Annotated in this window: 18 protein-coding genes; 6 read left to right on the forward strand and 12 right to left on the reverse strand. The window is 75.8% G+C overall.

Annotation, left to right across the window (positions count from 1 at the left end; translation table 11 throughout):
* The first annotated feature begins 178 nt into the window (after positions 1-178).
* The 3 genes from O2W16_RS16465 to O2W16_RS16475 all read left to right on the forward strand — a co-directional run bounded on the left by O2W16_RS16465 (position 179) and on the right by O2W16_RS16475 (position 2,355).
* On the forward strand, positions 179-1,024 hold the full coding sequence (locus O2W16_RS16465; RefSeq protein ID WP_269159897.1) for an NAD-dependent protein deacetylase: 846 nt from the start codon (positions 179-181) through the stop codon (positions 1,022-1,024).
* Positions 1,021-1,320 carry a biopolymer transporter Tol gene (locus O2W16_RS16470; protein WP_269159898.1) on the forward strand — a complete coding sequence of 100 codons (300 nt, stop codon included), beginning with the start codon at positions 1,021-1,023 and terminating at the stop codon, positions 1,318-1,320. The genes O2W16_RS16465 and O2W16_RS16470 overlap by 4 nt, the downstream gene beginning before the upstream one ends.
* Positions 1,321-1,437: 117 nt before the next feature.
* A complete protein-coding gene (locus O2W16_RS16475; RefSeq protein WP_269159899.1) occupies positions 1,438-2,355 on the forward strand; it encodes an MSMEG_6728 family protein in 918 nt (305 codons plus the stop codon).
* A 96-nt stretch (positions 2,356-2,451) separates the two neighbouring features.
* Here O2W16_RS16475 and O2W16_RS16480 read toward each other — a convergent pair whose 3' ends face one another.
* The 3 genes from O2W16_RS16480 to O2W16_RS16490 are packed head-to-tail and all read right to left on the reverse strand — an operon-like array spanning position 2,452 to position 4,096.
* Positions 2,452-3,342 (reverse strand): phosphotransferase, encoded by an 891-nt coding sequence (locus tag O2W16_RS16480; protein WP_269159900.1) that lies wholly within the window; start codon positions 3,340-3,342, stop codon positions 2,452-2,454.
* Entirely contained in the window at positions 3,339-3,740 is a 402-nt protein-coding gene (locus tag O2W16_RS16485; protein WP_269159901.1) for a PaaI family thioesterase, read from the reverse strand. The genes O2W16_RS16480 and O2W16_RS16485 overlap by 4 nt, the downstream gene beginning before the upstream one ends.
* Entirely contained in the window at positions 3,737-4,096 is a 360-nt protein-coding gene (locus O2W16_RS16490; RefSeq protein ID WP_269159902.1) for a VOC family protein, read from the reverse strand. The genes O2W16_RS16485 and O2W16_RS16490 overlap by 4 nt, the downstream gene beginning before the upstream one ends.
* 100 nt (positions 4,097-4,196) lie before the next feature.
* Between O2W16_RS16490 and O2W16_RS16495 the strand changes: the two genes are divergently transcribed.
* The gene (locus tag O2W16_RS16495) at positions 4,197-4,754 is read left to right on the forward strand and encodes a YbaK/EbsC family protein (protein ID WP_269159903.1); all 558 of its coding nucleotides are present in this window, start codon (positions 4,197-4,199) and stop codon (positions 4,752-4,754) included.
* 20 nt (positions 4,755-4,774) lie between these two features.
* Entirely contained in the window at positions 4,775-4,933 is a 159-nt protein-coding gene (locus O2W16_RS16500) for a hypothetical protein (RefSeq protein ID WP_269159904.1), read from the forward strand.
* Positions 4,934-4,950: 17 nt separating this feature from the next.
* Here the strand turns inward: O2W16_RS16500 and mscL are convergent, their stop codons facing one another.
* From mscL to O2W16_RS16520, 4 genes are all read right to left on the reverse strand, one after another.
* Complete coding sequence (gene mscL, locus O2W16_RS16505; RefSeq protein WP_269159905.1) at positions 4,951-5,370, reverse strand: large conductance mechanosensitive channel protein MscL; 420 nt, start codon at positions 5,368-5,370, stop codon at positions 4,951-4,953.
* Positions 5,371-5,415: 45 nt separating this feature from the next.
* On the reverse strand, positions 5,416-6,075 hold the full coding sequence (gene cpaB, locus O2W16_RS16510) for a Flp pilus assembly protein CpaB (RefSeq protein ID WP_269159906.1): 660 nt from the start codon (positions 6,073-6,075) through the stop codon (positions 5,416-5,418).
* A 110-nt stretch (positions 6,076-6,185) separates the two neighbouring features.
* Positions 6,186-6,572, reverse strand: a complete 387-nt coding sequence (locus O2W16_RS16515) for an FmdB family zinc ribbon protein (protein ID WP_269159907.1) — start codon at positions 6,570-6,572, stop codon at positions 6,186-6,188.
* Between the two features lie 150 nt (positions 6,573-6,722).
* Entirely contained in the window at positions 6,723-7,589 is an 867-nt protein-coding gene (locus O2W16_RS16520; protein WP_269159908.1) for a hypothetical protein, read from the reverse strand.
* A 146-nt stretch (positions 7,590-7,735) separates the two neighbouring features.
* Between O2W16_RS16520 and O2W16_RS16525 the strand changes: the two genes are divergently transcribed.
* Positions 7,736-8,218: a MarR family winged helix-turn-helix transcriptional regulator gene (locus O2W16_RS16525; RefSeq protein WP_269159909.1), complete on the forward strand. Its 483-nt coding sequence runs from the start codon at positions 7,736-7,738 to the stop codon at positions 8,216-8,218.
* Positions 8,219-8,290: 72 nt separating this feature from the next.
* Here the strand turns inward: O2W16_RS16525 and O2W16_RS16530 are convergent, their stop codons facing one another.
* From O2W16_RS16530 to O2W16_RS16550, 5 genes are all read right to left on the reverse strand, one after another.
* The gene (locus O2W16_RS16530) at positions 8,291-8,935 is read right to left on the reverse strand and encodes an AAA family ATPase (RefSeq protein ID WP_269159910.1); all 645 of its coding nucleotides are present in this window, start codon (positions 8,933-8,935) and stop codon (positions 8,291-8,293) included.
* A 155-nt stretch (positions 8,936-9,090) separates the two neighbouring features.
* Positions 9,091-9,813 (reverse strand): AAA family ATPase, encoded by a 723-nt coding sequence (locus O2W16_RS16535; protein ID WP_269159911.1) that lies wholly within the window; start codon positions 9,811-9,813, stop codon positions 9,091-9,093.
* Between the two features lie 77 nt (positions 9,814-9,890).
* On the reverse strand, positions 9,891-11,408 hold the full coding sequence (locus tag O2W16_RS16540; RefSeq protein ID WP_269159912.1) for a carboxyl transferase domain-containing protein: 1,518 nt from the start codon (positions 11,406-11,408) through the stop codon (positions 9,891-9,893).
* Positions 11,405-12,646 carry a CaiB/BaiF CoA transferase family protein gene (locus O2W16_RS16545; protein ID WP_269159913.1) on the reverse strand — a complete coding sequence of 414 codons (1,242 nt, stop codon included), beginning with the start codon at positions 12,644-12,646 and terminating at the stop codon, positions 11,405-11,407. Before O2W16_RS16545 ends, O2W16_RS16540 begins: the two co-directional genes overlap by 4 nt.
* Before the next feature lie 68 nt (positions 12,647-12,714).
* A complete protein-coding gene (locus O2W16_RS16550) occupies positions 12,715-13,290 on the reverse strand; it encodes a 5-formyltetrahydrofolate cyclo-ligase (protein WP_269159914.1) in 576 nt (191 codons plus the stop codon).
* Positions 13,291-13,311: the final 21 nt, after the last annotated feature.

Genomic DNA, 13,311 nt, shown 5'->3' on the forward strand with positions numbered 1-13,311 from the left:
CGGGCACCCGGTCGGTGGTCGGTGGTGCGGTCAGGCTGGGGCGCGAAGACGGTCGGCCTCCTCGGTCGGGCCCAGGGAGGCCGGGCGGACGGGAACTCTGGAGAAGAGTGACCGGGCAGGCGGCCGGCTACACACGCCGATCGCGGCGCGTCCGCCGTCGGGCAGGGACGATGGGGGAGTGACCGCAGCGACCCCCACCGTCGAGGGCCTCTCCGAGCTCGCCGACCTGCTCGCCCACGGTGGAGCCGTCGTCCTCTCCGGTGCCGGGCTGTCCACCGACTCCGGCATCCCCGACTACCGCGGCGCCACCGGCTCGCTGCGCCGGCACACGCCGATGACGTACCAGACCTTCACCCGTGACCCGCGGGGCCGGCACCGCTACTGGGCGCGCAGCTACGTCGGCTGGCGGCAGATCGAGCGGGCCCGCCCCAACGCCGGGCACCGCGCGGTGGCGGCGCTGCAGCAGGCCGGGGCGGTCGGCGAGGTGATCACCCAGAACGTCGACGGGCTGCACCAGGCCGGGGGTGCCCGCGACGTCCTGGAGCTGCACGGCGGGCTGGACCGCACCGTCTGCCTGGCCTGCGGTGACATGGCCTCCCGTGCCGACCTCGACGTCCGGCTGCGGGCGGTCAACCCCGGGTTCCGGCCCGAGCCGACCGACGAGGTCAACCCCGACGGCGACGTCGAGCTGCCCGAGGAGGCGCTCGACGGGTTCGTGATGGTCGACTGCCTGGCCTGCGGCGGAGGGCCGCTCAAGCCCGACGTGGTCTTCTTCGGCGAGACCGTGCCCCGCGACCGCGTCGACGCCTGCTTCGCCCTGGTCGACGGCGCCCGGTCACTGCTGGTCCTCGGCTCGTCGTTGACCGTGATGAGCGGCTACCGGTTCGTCATCGCCGCCGCCAAGCGCGGCATCCCGGTCGCCATCGTCAACTCCGGGTCCACCCGCGGGGACGCGAAGGCCACGGTCAAGGTCGACGCGCCGCTGGGTGCGGTCCTGCCCGAGCTGGCCCGCCGACTGGGATGAGCCGTGAGGTCGAGCGCACCGCGGACGGCCGCTGGGTCGTCGCCGACGGCCGGCGCTGGCGGACCGCCGACCCGGCGCTGCCGGACGACGTCCGCGCCCGGCTGCTGCACCACCTGGGCGTGGCCCGCTCGGCGGTGCGCACGTCGCGCGGGGACGACGACGCGGTGGCCGCCGCCCGCGCCCGGGTGCAGCTGGCCAAGACCGGCCTCGGTGAACGCGGCCCCGCCTGGTGGGACCAGGACGATGCCGAGCGCCGGGCCCGCTGGGAGACCGCACTCCGCACGCTCGACACCTGAAGGGCCACAATCGCGACTTCGGCCCCTCAAGACCGTTGGGAGGGGCCGGACTCGCTACTTCGGCCCCTCGACGGCTGGGAGGTTGGCCGACGGTCGGCCCGGGCAGGAAGTCGGGCGATGCAGACGTTCCTGCCGGTCGCCGACTTCACCGAGTCCGCCCGGCTCCTGGACAACCCTCGGCTGGGCAAGCAGCGGGTCGAGTGCCTGCAGGTGCTGCGCGCCCTCGAGCTCCCCGACTACGGCTGGGCCAACCACCCGGTCGTCACCATGTGGCGCGGGCACACCGCCGGGCTGGTCGTCTACTCCCTGGCCATGGTGCGGGTCTGGCGTGAGCGCGGGTTCGCCGACAGCACCGAGACGCTGATCTCCGAGTTCGCCCCGGACGCCGCGCGGCTGACCCAGACCGAGGCGGCTGCGGCCGGGCTGCTGCCCACCTGGGTGGGCGACGAGGAGCTGCACCGCTCGCACCGGTCGAACCTGCTGGCCAAGGACCCGGCGTTCTACCGGTCCCGGTTCCCCGGCGACCCCGACGACCTGCCGTACGTCTGGCCCGGGGCCGACGACGTCCCCCGGGCGCCCGAGCCCGAGGGGGTGCCGGTCTGGGTCGTGCGGCCACGGGCGCACAACGAGCTCGGCGCGGCGCTGGCCACCGGCGTGGTCGGGCTGGGCACCCAGTCCGGCATCGACGTCGACGCGACCGGCCAGTCGCCGGCCGAGCTGCGCGCGCTGTCCAAGGAGCTCTCCGGCCGCCGCCCGGCCAAGGACCTGCGGCAGCTGTCGGCCTTCCTCGACGAGGTGGCTCCCGGCGACCTGGTCGGGCTGCCGGTCGAGCTCGGCGCCGGGCTGCTGCTCGGCGAGGTCGTGGGCGACTACGCCTTCGCCGCGAAGGAGCTGCTGCCGCACCGCCGTCCGGCCCGGTTCACCTCGGTGGTGCCGCGGTCGGCGGCGCGGCCGCCGGCCACCCTGCAGGACCCGCGGGCGCTGTTCCGCGTGGTCCTCGACCCCGCCGCCGTGCCGACGGGCCTCCGGCCCTGACGTCGTCCCGAGAACTCGTCGGTCGCCGGCCGGGTTGACCCGGCCGAGCTGACGTCGAGCCACGCCGCGGCACGGCTCAACGTCAGGTCAGGCGGCTCAAGCCAGGCCGGCGTGGACCTCCTCGACCGCGGCGGCCAGCCGGGCGCGGGCTTCGGGGAGGTCCGCCGGCTCCCGCGCCGCGTGCACGAACCACCAGGCGCCCGCGTAGAGCCGCCGCAGCCAGACGAAGGGCGCCAGCTCGGCATCGCCCACGGGATCGGGCATCGCGTCCAGCGCCGCCCGGCCGTCGAGGCGAGCAGAGGCGCGCAGACTGGCCAGGTCCCAGTGCCGCGGGCCACGGCTGGTGTCCTCGAGGTCGGTCCAGCGCAGCCCGTCGCCGGTGACCAGCAGGTTCCCCGGGTGCGTGTCGCCGTGCAGCGTCATCTCGGGGCCGGCGAGCCGGGGCCGCAGGGCGGTCACCAGCTCCTCGACCTCGCCGAGCAGCGTGCGGTCCGCGCCCAGTCGGGTGCCGGAGGCGACGAAGACCGCCAGGTCCTCCAGCGGCCGGTCCAGCGGCGAGCCGGTCCACAGCGGCGGCAGCGTGTCGAGCACCTCGTGCAGCTCGGCCAGCGACCGGCCGGCCTGCGCCGCGGTCGGTCGATCCGGCGACACGTCGACATGTCGCCAGAACGACACGGTGAGCCCGTCGTGCTCGTGCGGGCCGGGTGGCAGCAGGTCCGTCGGCGGCACGACGGCCGCCCCGGCTTCGGTCAGCGCCGCGGCGAGCGCCACCTCCCGGGTGAACGGCCGGTCGATCTCCGGGCGGAGCAGTGGTGTGTACACGGCCACCCGGGCCACCACGGGTGCCGGGCGCAGGTGCACCACGGCGTTGACGCCCCAGGACAGCAGCGCCGGGTCGTCGACGGGGAGGCCGTGCCGCCGGGCGACCGCGACCGCGGCGGCGACGGCCTGCTCGACCGTCGCCGTCGCCGTCGCCGTCGCCGTCACTGCGCGGGCAGCGGCACGTTCTGCAGTCGCACCTGCCCGCGGGCCACGATCTTGCCGTCGTCACGGGTGAGGGTGACCAGCCACAGCTGGAGCGTCTTGCCCTGCTGCACCGGCTCCGCGAGCACGTCGAGCCCGCCGGCGGTCATCGGGCGCAGGAAGTCGGTGCTGTTGTTCACTCCGACCGCGAACTGGCCGCGCTCGGCGACCGCGGCGCTCGCCCCGACGCTGGCGGCGCCCTCCACGATCGTGCAGTAGACGCCGCCGTGCACGACGCCCCAGGGCGTGTGGTGCTCCGGCCCCACCTCGACGTGCCCGGTGACCCGGGTGCCGGTGACCTCGGCCAGGTCGAACCCGGTCGCCGCGACGAACGCGCTGGCGGCCGTCAGGTCCGGCGTCACGCGGCGTCCCAGACGAGGCAGAACGGGTGCCCGACCGGATCGGCGTAGACCCGGAAGTCCCCACCGCCGCCGGGCAGCCGGCGGGCGCCCAGCTCGAGCACCTGCGGCTCGGCGACGTCGACGTCGACGACCCGGATGTCCAGGTGGAACTGCTGGGGGCGGTCCGGGTCCGGCCAGTCGGGCGGCTGCAGGTCGGGGGCCTGCTGGAAGGCGATCCGGTAGCCGGCGCCGGTGACCACCACCCAGTCGTCGCCGGGCTCGCCGTTGACCTCCATGCCGAGCAGGCCGGCGTAGAACGTCGCCAGGGCGTGCGCATCGGGGGCGTCGATGACCACGGAGTGCAGCTGACCGATCATGCCGGCCATCCTCTCCCGCCCCGGTCGGCCACCACCAGCAGGCCTCCGGCAGCCGACCCCCGCGCGGCGGCGGCCTCGACCGTGTCGCACGATCAGGGGCATGGCCACACCCGACTCCGCCCCGCAGCTCGGCACGTTGACCTGGCTCCCGGCCGCCGACCACCCGGAGCTGCTCGGGCAGCCGGTGGCCGCGGCGCTGCCCGCGCTGACCGGGCCAGCCTGGGTGGCGGCGATCGACGACGCCGCCGCCGACACCGCCGCGTTCACCGACGTCTACGAGGTCCCGGCCGCCGCCTCGGCCAACTGCGTGGTCGTCGCCGCACGCCGGTCGGGGGAGACGACGCTGGCCGCCTGCCTGGTGCTGGCCACCACCCGCGCCGACGTGAACGGCCTGGTGCGGCGGCACCTGGGTGCGCGGAAGGCCTCGTTCGCCCCGCAGGACGTCGCAGTCGCCGAGAGCGGGATGGCCTACGGCGGGATCACCCCGGTCGGGCTGCCGGCGTCCTGGCCGGTGCTGGTCGACGCCGCGGTGGCCGCCAGCGAGCTCGTGGTCATCGGTTCGGGCACCCGGGGGAGCAAGCTCGCCGTCCCCGGTGCGGTGCTGGCCGGGCTACCGGGCGCGGAGGTGCTCGAGGGGCTGGGCCAGCCGATCGGCTGACCGTGCCTACCCTCGGTGGCGTGTCAGAGTGCGAACAGCCACCCGGTGCGCCCGCCGCGCCGCGCCGCGAGCGGGCACCCGACGACAGCGACGTCGGTTGGGGTGACCGGCTGACCGACCCGGACGACGACGACCGCCGCTACCTGGAGGACCGCCCGCCGCACTGGGGCAGCGACTGAAGGAGCCGCCTCGCGGGTCAGGCGCGGTGCCGGGCCTCGGAGTCGGCCGCCGGCGGCAGGCCGTGCTGGGCCTGGAGGAGGTCGCGGATCTCGACCAGGAGCTCGGTCTGGGTGGGCAGCACCGGCCCGGTCTGCTCGCCCCGCTCGCGGCGCTCGAACAGCGCCTTCATCGGGAGCACGACCACGAAGTAGATGACCGCCGCGGTCAGCACGAAGGTGATCAGCTGGTTGACGAAGTCGCCCCAGCCGAAGGTCTGCCCGTTGACCTCGAACGTCCCGCCCTGCACGCCACCGCCCCCGACCAGGCCGATCAGCGGGCGCAGGAACGCCTCGGTGAACGAGCTGACCAGGGCGGTGAACGCGGCCCCGATGACCACCGCCACCGCGAGGTCGATGACGTTCCCGCGGAGCAGGAAGTCCTTGAAGCCCTTGAGCACGGGCAGCACCTCTCGGTCGCGGGAGCACCCGGCGTGGCCCCATGATCACGGCCGGCCGAGCGTAACGGTGAGCGTCGCGGTCGCCGCGGCAGCGGCCAACCGGGCCGCGGTGTCGGGGGAGACGGCCAGCACCAGCAGCCCGCCGCCGGCCGGTGCACCCGCGGCCGGGCCGTCGGCGACCGCCGGCGTCGGGGCGGTCAGCACGAGAGCGTCGGCGGCGACCACCTCGACGGCCGGCGACGGGGTCGGGCCGGCAGCGCCGGCGGCCAGCACGTCGACCCGGTCACCGGCGCGCAGCAGCGTCGCCACCGCGAGGTCGGCCAACCGCACCGGTGCCGCGACCTGGCCGGCGGGGACCGTGGACCACAGCCCCGGCCCGACCAGCCGGACGTCGGTCACCGGTTCCCCGGCGCGCACCGGCGCGGCCAGCAGCTGGCCGGTCAACCTCTCGGCGTCGGCCGTGCCGCCGGACGGGAGCAGGCCGATCGGCAGCTCGGCCTCCGCCAGGTCGCCGGCGGTGAGCACCGTGCCGGCCGGGAGGTCGACCGTGGCGACGACGACCGGGGTGGTCGCCGCGGCCGGCCCGGCCGGGCCCGGCGGCGGGGGACGCAGCGCCAGGACCAGCGCCAGGCACACGAGCGCCGCCGCGGCCACCTGTCGCAGCAGCAGGTGCACGGGTGAGTGCGGACGGCGGAATCGGGGCACACGGCGACGCTAGGAGCGACGGGGGTGTCCCTCCCGTCGCGGCGTGGAGCTGTGGACTGCGGGCCCGGCTGTGGACCGGCGGCAGCGCGCCGCCGTCGTCCGTGCGCCGGTCAGTTCGCGGCCTTGCCCCCGCTGCCACTGGACGAGGAGCTGCTCGACGACGACGCCGTGCTGCTGGCCTTGCTGCCGGACTCCTTGCTGCCGCTGGAGTCCTTGCTCCCGCCGGAGTCCTTGCTGCCGGACTCCTTGTTGCTGCTGGACTCCTTGCTCCCGCCGGAGTCCTTGGCGCCGGAGCTGGTGGACGCGCCCTCGCCCTTGCGGCTGTCGGTCCGGTAGAAGCCCGAGCCCTTGAAGACCACGCCGACCGAGCCGTAGACCTTGCGCACCGGCGCCTCGCACTCGGGGCAGGTGGCGACCGCGGGGTCGGTGAACGACTGCACGACCTCGAACTCGTGCTTGACCTCGGGGTTGGTGCAGACGTACTGGTAGGTGGGCACGGTGCTGGAGCTCCTCGTCCGATCCGAGCCGGGCTGGCACTCCGCCCCGGCGACTGCCAATGATGCGCCGCGCGGCCCGGTCACGTCCATGTCTGCCGGGCGAGTGTGATGTTCGCGTCGGAGTGCGCCTGCTCGATGGCCCCTGGACGACTACGGCCCCGACTCCGCCAGCACCTCGTCCAGCCAGGCGTCGTACTCGTCCCCGGTCATGGGCCGGGCTCCGTCGAGCGCCGTGTCGAGCAGGCTCGAGGGCTCGTCCGGGGCTGCAGCGACCCACACCCAGGCGTCCTCCTCCTGACCGAGCAGGACCTGCGAGGCGTCGGTCGTGAAGGACCAGCGGTGCGCGGCCACCTGGCGGCAGGAGCGGAGCGTCTCGACGGCGAGGGTCCCCGGCGTGGTCCCTGCGGCGCACGGGTCGCCCTCGACGGCGGTCGCGGCGTCGCGGAACAGTCGGAACTCCCCGCCACGGATCCCGTCCACGGGCAGGTGAGGGGTCACGATCAGTTCGCCGCCGGTGTGCTGCGGCGACTCCCGCTGATACCCGTCCACGGTGGTGACCCAGGGCCGCGACAGGGTGCCGACCTCGGTGAGCACCCGTTCGTCCTGCCAGCCCTGCCGCGCCCCGGGGTACCACGCGGCAACGGAGGCGACCACGCACGTGACGATCACGAGCGTCGTCCCTCTCCGGACGGAACCGGGCCACTGGAGCGCGGCCACGAAGGGGAACGGCAGTGCCGCGGCGGCAAGGAGCAGGGCGTCGGGCAGCGCCGAGCGCAGGTCCGCCTGGACCACCACGAGGCCGAACAGGGCGGCGGCCCCCGTCCCCATGAGCCCGAGGGTGACCCCGCGCGCGAAAGAGCCGAACGGATCCGGGTCGGGCGGGCCGGTCACCCGGTCGATGCCGGTGGCCAGCGCCACCGCGGCCACGGTCAGCAGCCCCAGGACCAGCAGCACGGCGGTCACCCCACTGAACGACGACGCGAGGACCGTCGGCGTGCCGATCAGCGTGGCGGCCACTCCGAGGACAGTCGCCGAGGCGAGGTGCCGGAGCGTTCGGGCGGGCACGCGCGAGGGCTTCGGGCGAGGAGCCGACGGGGCCTGCACGCGCGGAGTCTGGCAGGCCGGCGGTCGGATGGGCGGCAGCCGCCGGATACCGTTCGACCGTGGCCTCCCCGTGGCTCGACGAGCAGCAGCAGCGCACCTGGCGGGCGTGGCTGGCCGTCGCGGAGCTGCTGCCGCGCACCCTCGACGCCCAGCTCCAGCGGGACGCCGGCCTCACCCACCCGGCCTACGTGGTGCTGGCGATGCTGTCCGAGGCGCCGGGCGGGAGCCGCCGGATGAGCGACCTGGCCCGCACCGCCAACCAGTCGCAGAGCCGGCTCTCGCACACCGTGGCCCGGCTGGAGGATCGGGGCTGGGTGCGCCGCGAGAAGGCCGCCGAGGACCGCCGCGGGAACCTCGCCGTGCTCACCGACGCGGGCCGCGAGGTCGTGGAGCGGGTCGCCCCCGGACACGTGGCCGCGGTCCGGGAAGGGCTGTTCGCCGCGCTGACCCCCGCGCAGACGCAGGCGCTCGGAGAGGCGCTCGCCGCCGTCCTCGACCGGCTGGACCCCGACGCCACCCTGCGGGTGCACGAGCCCGACTGAGCACGGGGGCGGACCGGTCCCGACGACGTTGCCCGCGGTCCTCGTGGCGCACCCACCCCACCGGCTCGCTCGTCAGCGCAGATGGCGGAGGAACGCGGCCGGGTCGGTGAGGAACTGCCGCCAGTGGACGGTGAGCTCCAGCTCCTCCCAGTGCGTGGGTCGCAGCCCCCATCCGCCGACCTCCACCAGCTGGGCGCCCGGCAGTGCGGCGACGACGGGGGAGTGGGTGGCGACGACGACCTGCGCCCCCCGGTCCACCAGTGCGAGGAGATGCGAGACCAGGGCCAGGCTGCCGCCGAACGACAGGGCGGCGTCCGGCTCGTCGAGCAGGTAGGTGCCCTTCCCGGCCGCGCGGCTGGTGAGCACCTCGAGGAACGCCTCGCCGTGGGACAGCTCGTGGAAGAGGGGTTCCGGTCGGTCCGTCGGGTTGGCCTCGAGGTAGCTGTAGAGGCCGTGCAGCGTCTCGTCCCGGAGGAAGTACCCCCAGCGGGACGCGCCGGGGCTGCGCTCGACCACGAGCCCGAGCGACTCCGGCTCGCTGGCGCGGGTGCGGTGCCGGGCGCCGGTCGACCCGCCCTCGGGATTCAGCCCCAGGGTGGCAGCGATCAGCTCCATCACCGTCGACTTGCCCGAGCCGTTCTCGCCGACCAGCACGAGGGCGCCGGCCGGCAGCTCCAGCCCCTCGGTGAGCAGCTGCGCGACGGCCGGCACGGTCATCGGCCACCGCGTTCGCTGCTGGTCGCTCGGCGGTGGCGTACCGGGATCGGGCTTGAGACGGCGGATCGGTCGCAGGTCCACCCGGCCATCCTGGCCCCGGGGTACGACCTCCCGACGTCCTCCGCCGATCGGTCCACCCCCGACCAGCCTCACAGTCAGCGCAGGTGGCGGAGGTAGCCGGCCGGGTCGGCGAGGAACTGCCGCCAGTTGACGGTGAGCTCCAGCTCGTCCCAGCGCGCCGGCCGTAGACCCCACTCACCGACCTCGACCAGCTGGGCGCCCGGCAGGGCCGCGACGACGGGGGAGTGGGTCGCGACGACGACCTGGGCGCCGGACGCCACCAGGTCCAGCAGCACCGTGACCAGCGCCAGGCTGCCGCCGAACGAGAGCGCCGCGTCGGGCTCGTCGAGCAGGTACGTGCCGCCCCCGCCGCCGGCCCGCCGGGTCAGGACCTCGAGGAACGCCTCCCCGTGCGAGAGCTCGTGGTAGTCGGGGTCGGGCCCGCCGAGACCCTCCAGGTGGCTGTACAGGCCGTGCAGCGTCTCGTCGCGGAGGAAACAGCCCCACCGGGAGGCGCCGGGGCTGCGCTCGACGACCAGCCCGAGCGACTCCGGCTCGCTGGGCCGGGTGCTGAACCGGGTGTTCACCGTGCCGCCCTCCGGGTTGAGGCCCAGCGTGACGGCGAGCAGCTCCATCACCGTCGACTTGCCCGACCCGTTCTCACCGACCAGCACCAGGGCGCCGTGCGGCAGCTCCAGGCCGGTGTCGAGCAGCTGGGCGACCGCCGGCACGGTCAGCGGCCACCGTGCGCGCTCGTCGTCGGTCGGGGCGGCCCGGCCGGGATCGGGCCGGAAACGGCGGATGGGGCGGCTGTCCACGCCGGACATCCTGGCCCAGGGGTACGACGACCAGGAGGCCGTCCCCGGTCCGACGCTGGTGCGGGAGGACAGCGGCGTCAGCGGCCCAGGTGCCGCCAGCGGCGGGTGCGGGAGCGCATCCGCTCGACGTCGTCCCGGCCGAGCAGCCCGGCCAGCTCCTCGGCGAGCACCCGGCCCAGCCGCTGGCAGAACTCCACCGGCTCGTCGGCGGCGTCGGGCCGCTCGGGCACCACCCGGTCGACGATCCCGGCCCGCCACAGGTCGGTGGCCCGCACCCCCTGCGAGGCGGCCAGCTCGTCGGCCCGGTCGACGGTGCGGTGCACGATCGCCGAGGCGCCCTCCGGGGGCAGCGGGCCCAGCCAGCCGTTGGCCGCGGCCAGCACCCGGTCGGCCGGCACGAGGGCCAGCGCGCCGCCGCCGGTGCCCTGGCCGAGCAGCACGGCCAGCGTCGGCGCCTTCAGCACCACCATGTCCTGCAGGCAGCGGGCGATCTCCCCGGCCAGCCCGCCCTCCTCGGCGTCGACCGACAGCGCCGCGCCAGGGGTGTCGATCAGCGTGAGCAGCGGCAACCGCAGCTCCGCGGCCAGCCGCATGCCGCGCCGGGCCTCGCGCAGCGCACCCGGACCCAGCGGCGCCGACAGCGACTGCCCACGCCGGTCCTGGCCCAGCACGACGCAGGGCGCGCCGCCGAAGCGGGCCAGCGCCAGCAGCAGCCCCGGGTCGGACTCGCCGGCGCCGGTGCCGTTGAGGGTCACGACGTCGGTCGCCGCCGTCCGCAGCAGCTGGCGTGCCCCTGGGCGCGCCGTCCGCCGGGACGCGGTGACCACCTCCCAGGCGCTGCGGCCGTCCTCCGGGTCGTCGGCCTGCGTGCCGTCGCCGGAGACCGGGCCCTCGACCGAGGCGGCGCGGTGCCAGGTCTCCCGGGCGGCCAGCACCCGCAGTGCCCGGTCGGCGACGTCGGCCAGCTCGTCGACCGGGACGACGCCGTCGATCAGCCCATGCGAGGCCATGTTCTCCGACGTCTGGACCCCCGCCGGGAAGGGCTCGCCGTACAGCGCCTCGTACACCCGGGGGCCGAGGAAGCCGATCGCGGCGCCCGGCTCGGCGATCGTGACGTGCCCCAGCGAGCCCCAGGAGGCGAGCACCCCGCCGAACGTCGGGCCGCGCAGGTAGACCAGGTAGGGCAGCCCGGCGTCCTTGTGCCGGGCGATCGCCGCGGTGATCCCGATCATCTGCAGGAAGGCGACGGTGCCCTCCTGCATCCGGGTGCCCCCGGAGACCGGGGCGGCCAGCAGCGGCAGCCCCTCGTCGGTGGCCCGCTCGACCGCCGCCATCAGCCGCTCCGCGGTGGCGACGCCGATCGACCCGGCCAGGAAGCCGAACTCCCCGGCCACGACGGCCACCCGCCGGCCGCGCAGCGTGCCCTCGCCGGTGACGACCGCCTCGTCCTGGCCGCTCTTCTCCGCCGCGCGGGCCAGCTCTCCGGCGTAGGCGTCGTCGACCTCGCGCGGGGGCACGCTGGAGTCCCAGGACCGCCAGGACCCCGGGTCGAGCACGATGTCCCGCAGCGCCCGGGCGTCCAGCCGGGAGCTCACGTGGCGTGCCCGTCCTCGACGTCGGCGCCCTCGCCGGCCGGCTGCGGCACGCCCTGGGCCGGGCCGGACAGCCAGGCCCGGATCGCCTCGCCGTCGGCGCCCAGCACCGGGGGCGGGGTGTGGTCCCGGCGGGTCGTCTCGGTCTCGCCCTCGCTGCCCGGGGCGAAGAAGCGCAGCGGCGGGCCGGGCAGGGTGAGCGGCCCGGCGGTCGGGTGGTCGACGGAGATCGCCAGCCCCTGGGAGAGCGTCTGCTCCCAGGCGTAGACCTCGTCCAGGGTGCGCACCTTGCCGGCCGGCACCCCCGCCGCGGCCAGCCGGGCCAGCAGCTCCTCGGCCGGGATCTCGGCGAACGCGCTCTCCAGCAGCTCGATCACCCGCTCGCGGTTGCCCACCCGCTCGCCGTTGGTGGCCAGGCCGGGTGCCTCCGGGTCGAAGCCGAACTCGGTGCACAGCCGGCGCCACAGCCCCTCGCTGCCGCAGGAGAGCTGCACGCTCCCGCCCGCGCAGCGGAACAGCCCGTAGGGGGCGATCGAGGGGTGGTGGTTGCCCTGCCCGCGGTTGACCTGGCCGGCGACGGTGTACGCCGTCCCCTGGAAGGCGTGCACGCCGACGACGGCGGCCAGCAGCGAGGTGCGCACCACCTGGCCCTGCCCGGTGCGCTCGCGCTCCAGGAGCGCGGCGAGCACCCCGTAGGCGCCGTACATGCCGGCCAGCAGGTCACCGATCGGGACGCCGACCTTCTGCGGGTCGTCCGGGCCGGAGCCGGTCAGCGACATCAGCCCGGCCTCGCCCTGGGCGATCTGGTCGTAGCCGGCGCGCTGCCCCTCGGGGCCGTCGTGGCCGAAGCCGCTGATCGACAGCTGGACCAGCCGGGGGTTCAGCTCGGCGAGCACGTCGGTGCCGAAGCCGAGGCGGGCCAGCGTGCCGGGCCGGAAGTTCTCCAGCAGCACGTCGGCGCGGCGCACCAGCTCGGTGAGCACCTGCTTGTCCGCGTCGTCCTTGAGGTCGAGGGTGATCGACTCCTTGTTGCGGTTGGCGGAGAAGAAGTACGTCGACTCCCGGCCGGCGCCCTCGGGCTGCACGAACGGCGGGCCCCAGCCGCGGCTGTCGTCACCACTGCCCGGGCTCTCCACCTTGATCACCCGGGCGCCGAGATCGCCGAGCATCATCCCGGCGTGCGGTCCGGCCAGGGCGCGGGTCAGGTCGACGACGAGGACGCCGTCCAGGGGGCCACTCACGAGGGGGTTGGTCCTTCCAACGAGACGACGGAGACGTCCGTCACCCTCTCACCGCGCCGCCGGGCTCGTCAGGCGAGCTGCCACCAGCCGGCAGACGGGGTGACGACGGCGGTCACCCGGCGGTCGTGCGGCCCGGCCGGCAGCTGGTCCACGAACTCCTCGTCGAACACCACCGCCACCAGCGTCGCCCCGGGTCGGGCGTGCGCCAGCGCCCGGTCGTAGTACCCGCCCCCGCGGCCCAGCCGAGTGCCATCGGCGGCCACGGCCAGCGCCGGGACGACGACCACGTCGGCCGCGGCCAGCGCACCCGGCGGCAGCCGCGGCCCGGTCGGCTCCTGCAGCCCGAAGCGGCCGGGGGTCAGCCGGCCGTCGTGCTCGGCCCAGGACAGCTCCCGCCCACGCGCCGGCACCACGGGGAGCAGCAGTCGTCCGGGCAGCGCGTCGGGCAGCCGGCCGGCGCCGGGCTCCTCGGTCGCGGGCACGTACGCGGCGGTCACCGACGTCCCGCCCAGCCGGTCGGCGAGCGCCGTGGCGAGCGCGTCGGCGGCCGCGGCACGGGCCGCGGGGGAGCGGGCCGCCCGCCCGGCCAGCAGGGTCGCGCGCAGCGTCGCCTTCGCCCTCACCACCTCGGGGGAGTCCGCCATGCCGGCAGGCTAGCTACGCTG

Origin of the sequence: Modestobacter sp. VKM Ac-2984 (genome assembly GCF_026967985.1) — a bacterium.
GTDB lineage: Bacteria > Actinomycetota > Actinomycetes > Mycobacteriales > Geodermatophilaceae > Modestobacter.

Coding starts and splice junctions, on each gene's coding strand:
- O2W16_RS16470 (WP_269159898.1), top strand. CDS start 1,021: ATGAGCCGTGAGGTCGAGCGCACCGCGGACGGCCGCTGGGTCGTCGCC.
- O2W16_RS16550 (WP_269159914.1), bottom strand. CDS start 13,290: ATGGCGGACTCCCCCGAGGTGGTGAGGGCGAAGGCGACGCTGCGCGCG.
- O2W16_RS16495 (WP_269159903.1), top strand. CDS start 4,197: ATGGCCACACCCGACTCCGCCCCGCAGCTCGGCACGTTGACCTGGCTC.
- O2W16_RS16475 (WP_269159899.1), top strand. CDS start 1,438: ATGCAGACGTTCCTGCCGGTCGCCGACTTCACCGAGTCCGCCCGGCTC.
- O2W16_RS16490 (WP_269159902.1), bottom strand. CDS start 4,096: ATGATCGGTCAGCTGCACTCCGTGGTCATCGACGCCCCCGATGCGCAC.
- O2W16_RS16530 (WP_269159910.1), bottom strand. CDS start 8,935: ATGACCGTGCCGGCCGTCGCGCAGCTGCTCACCGAGGGGCTGGAGCTG.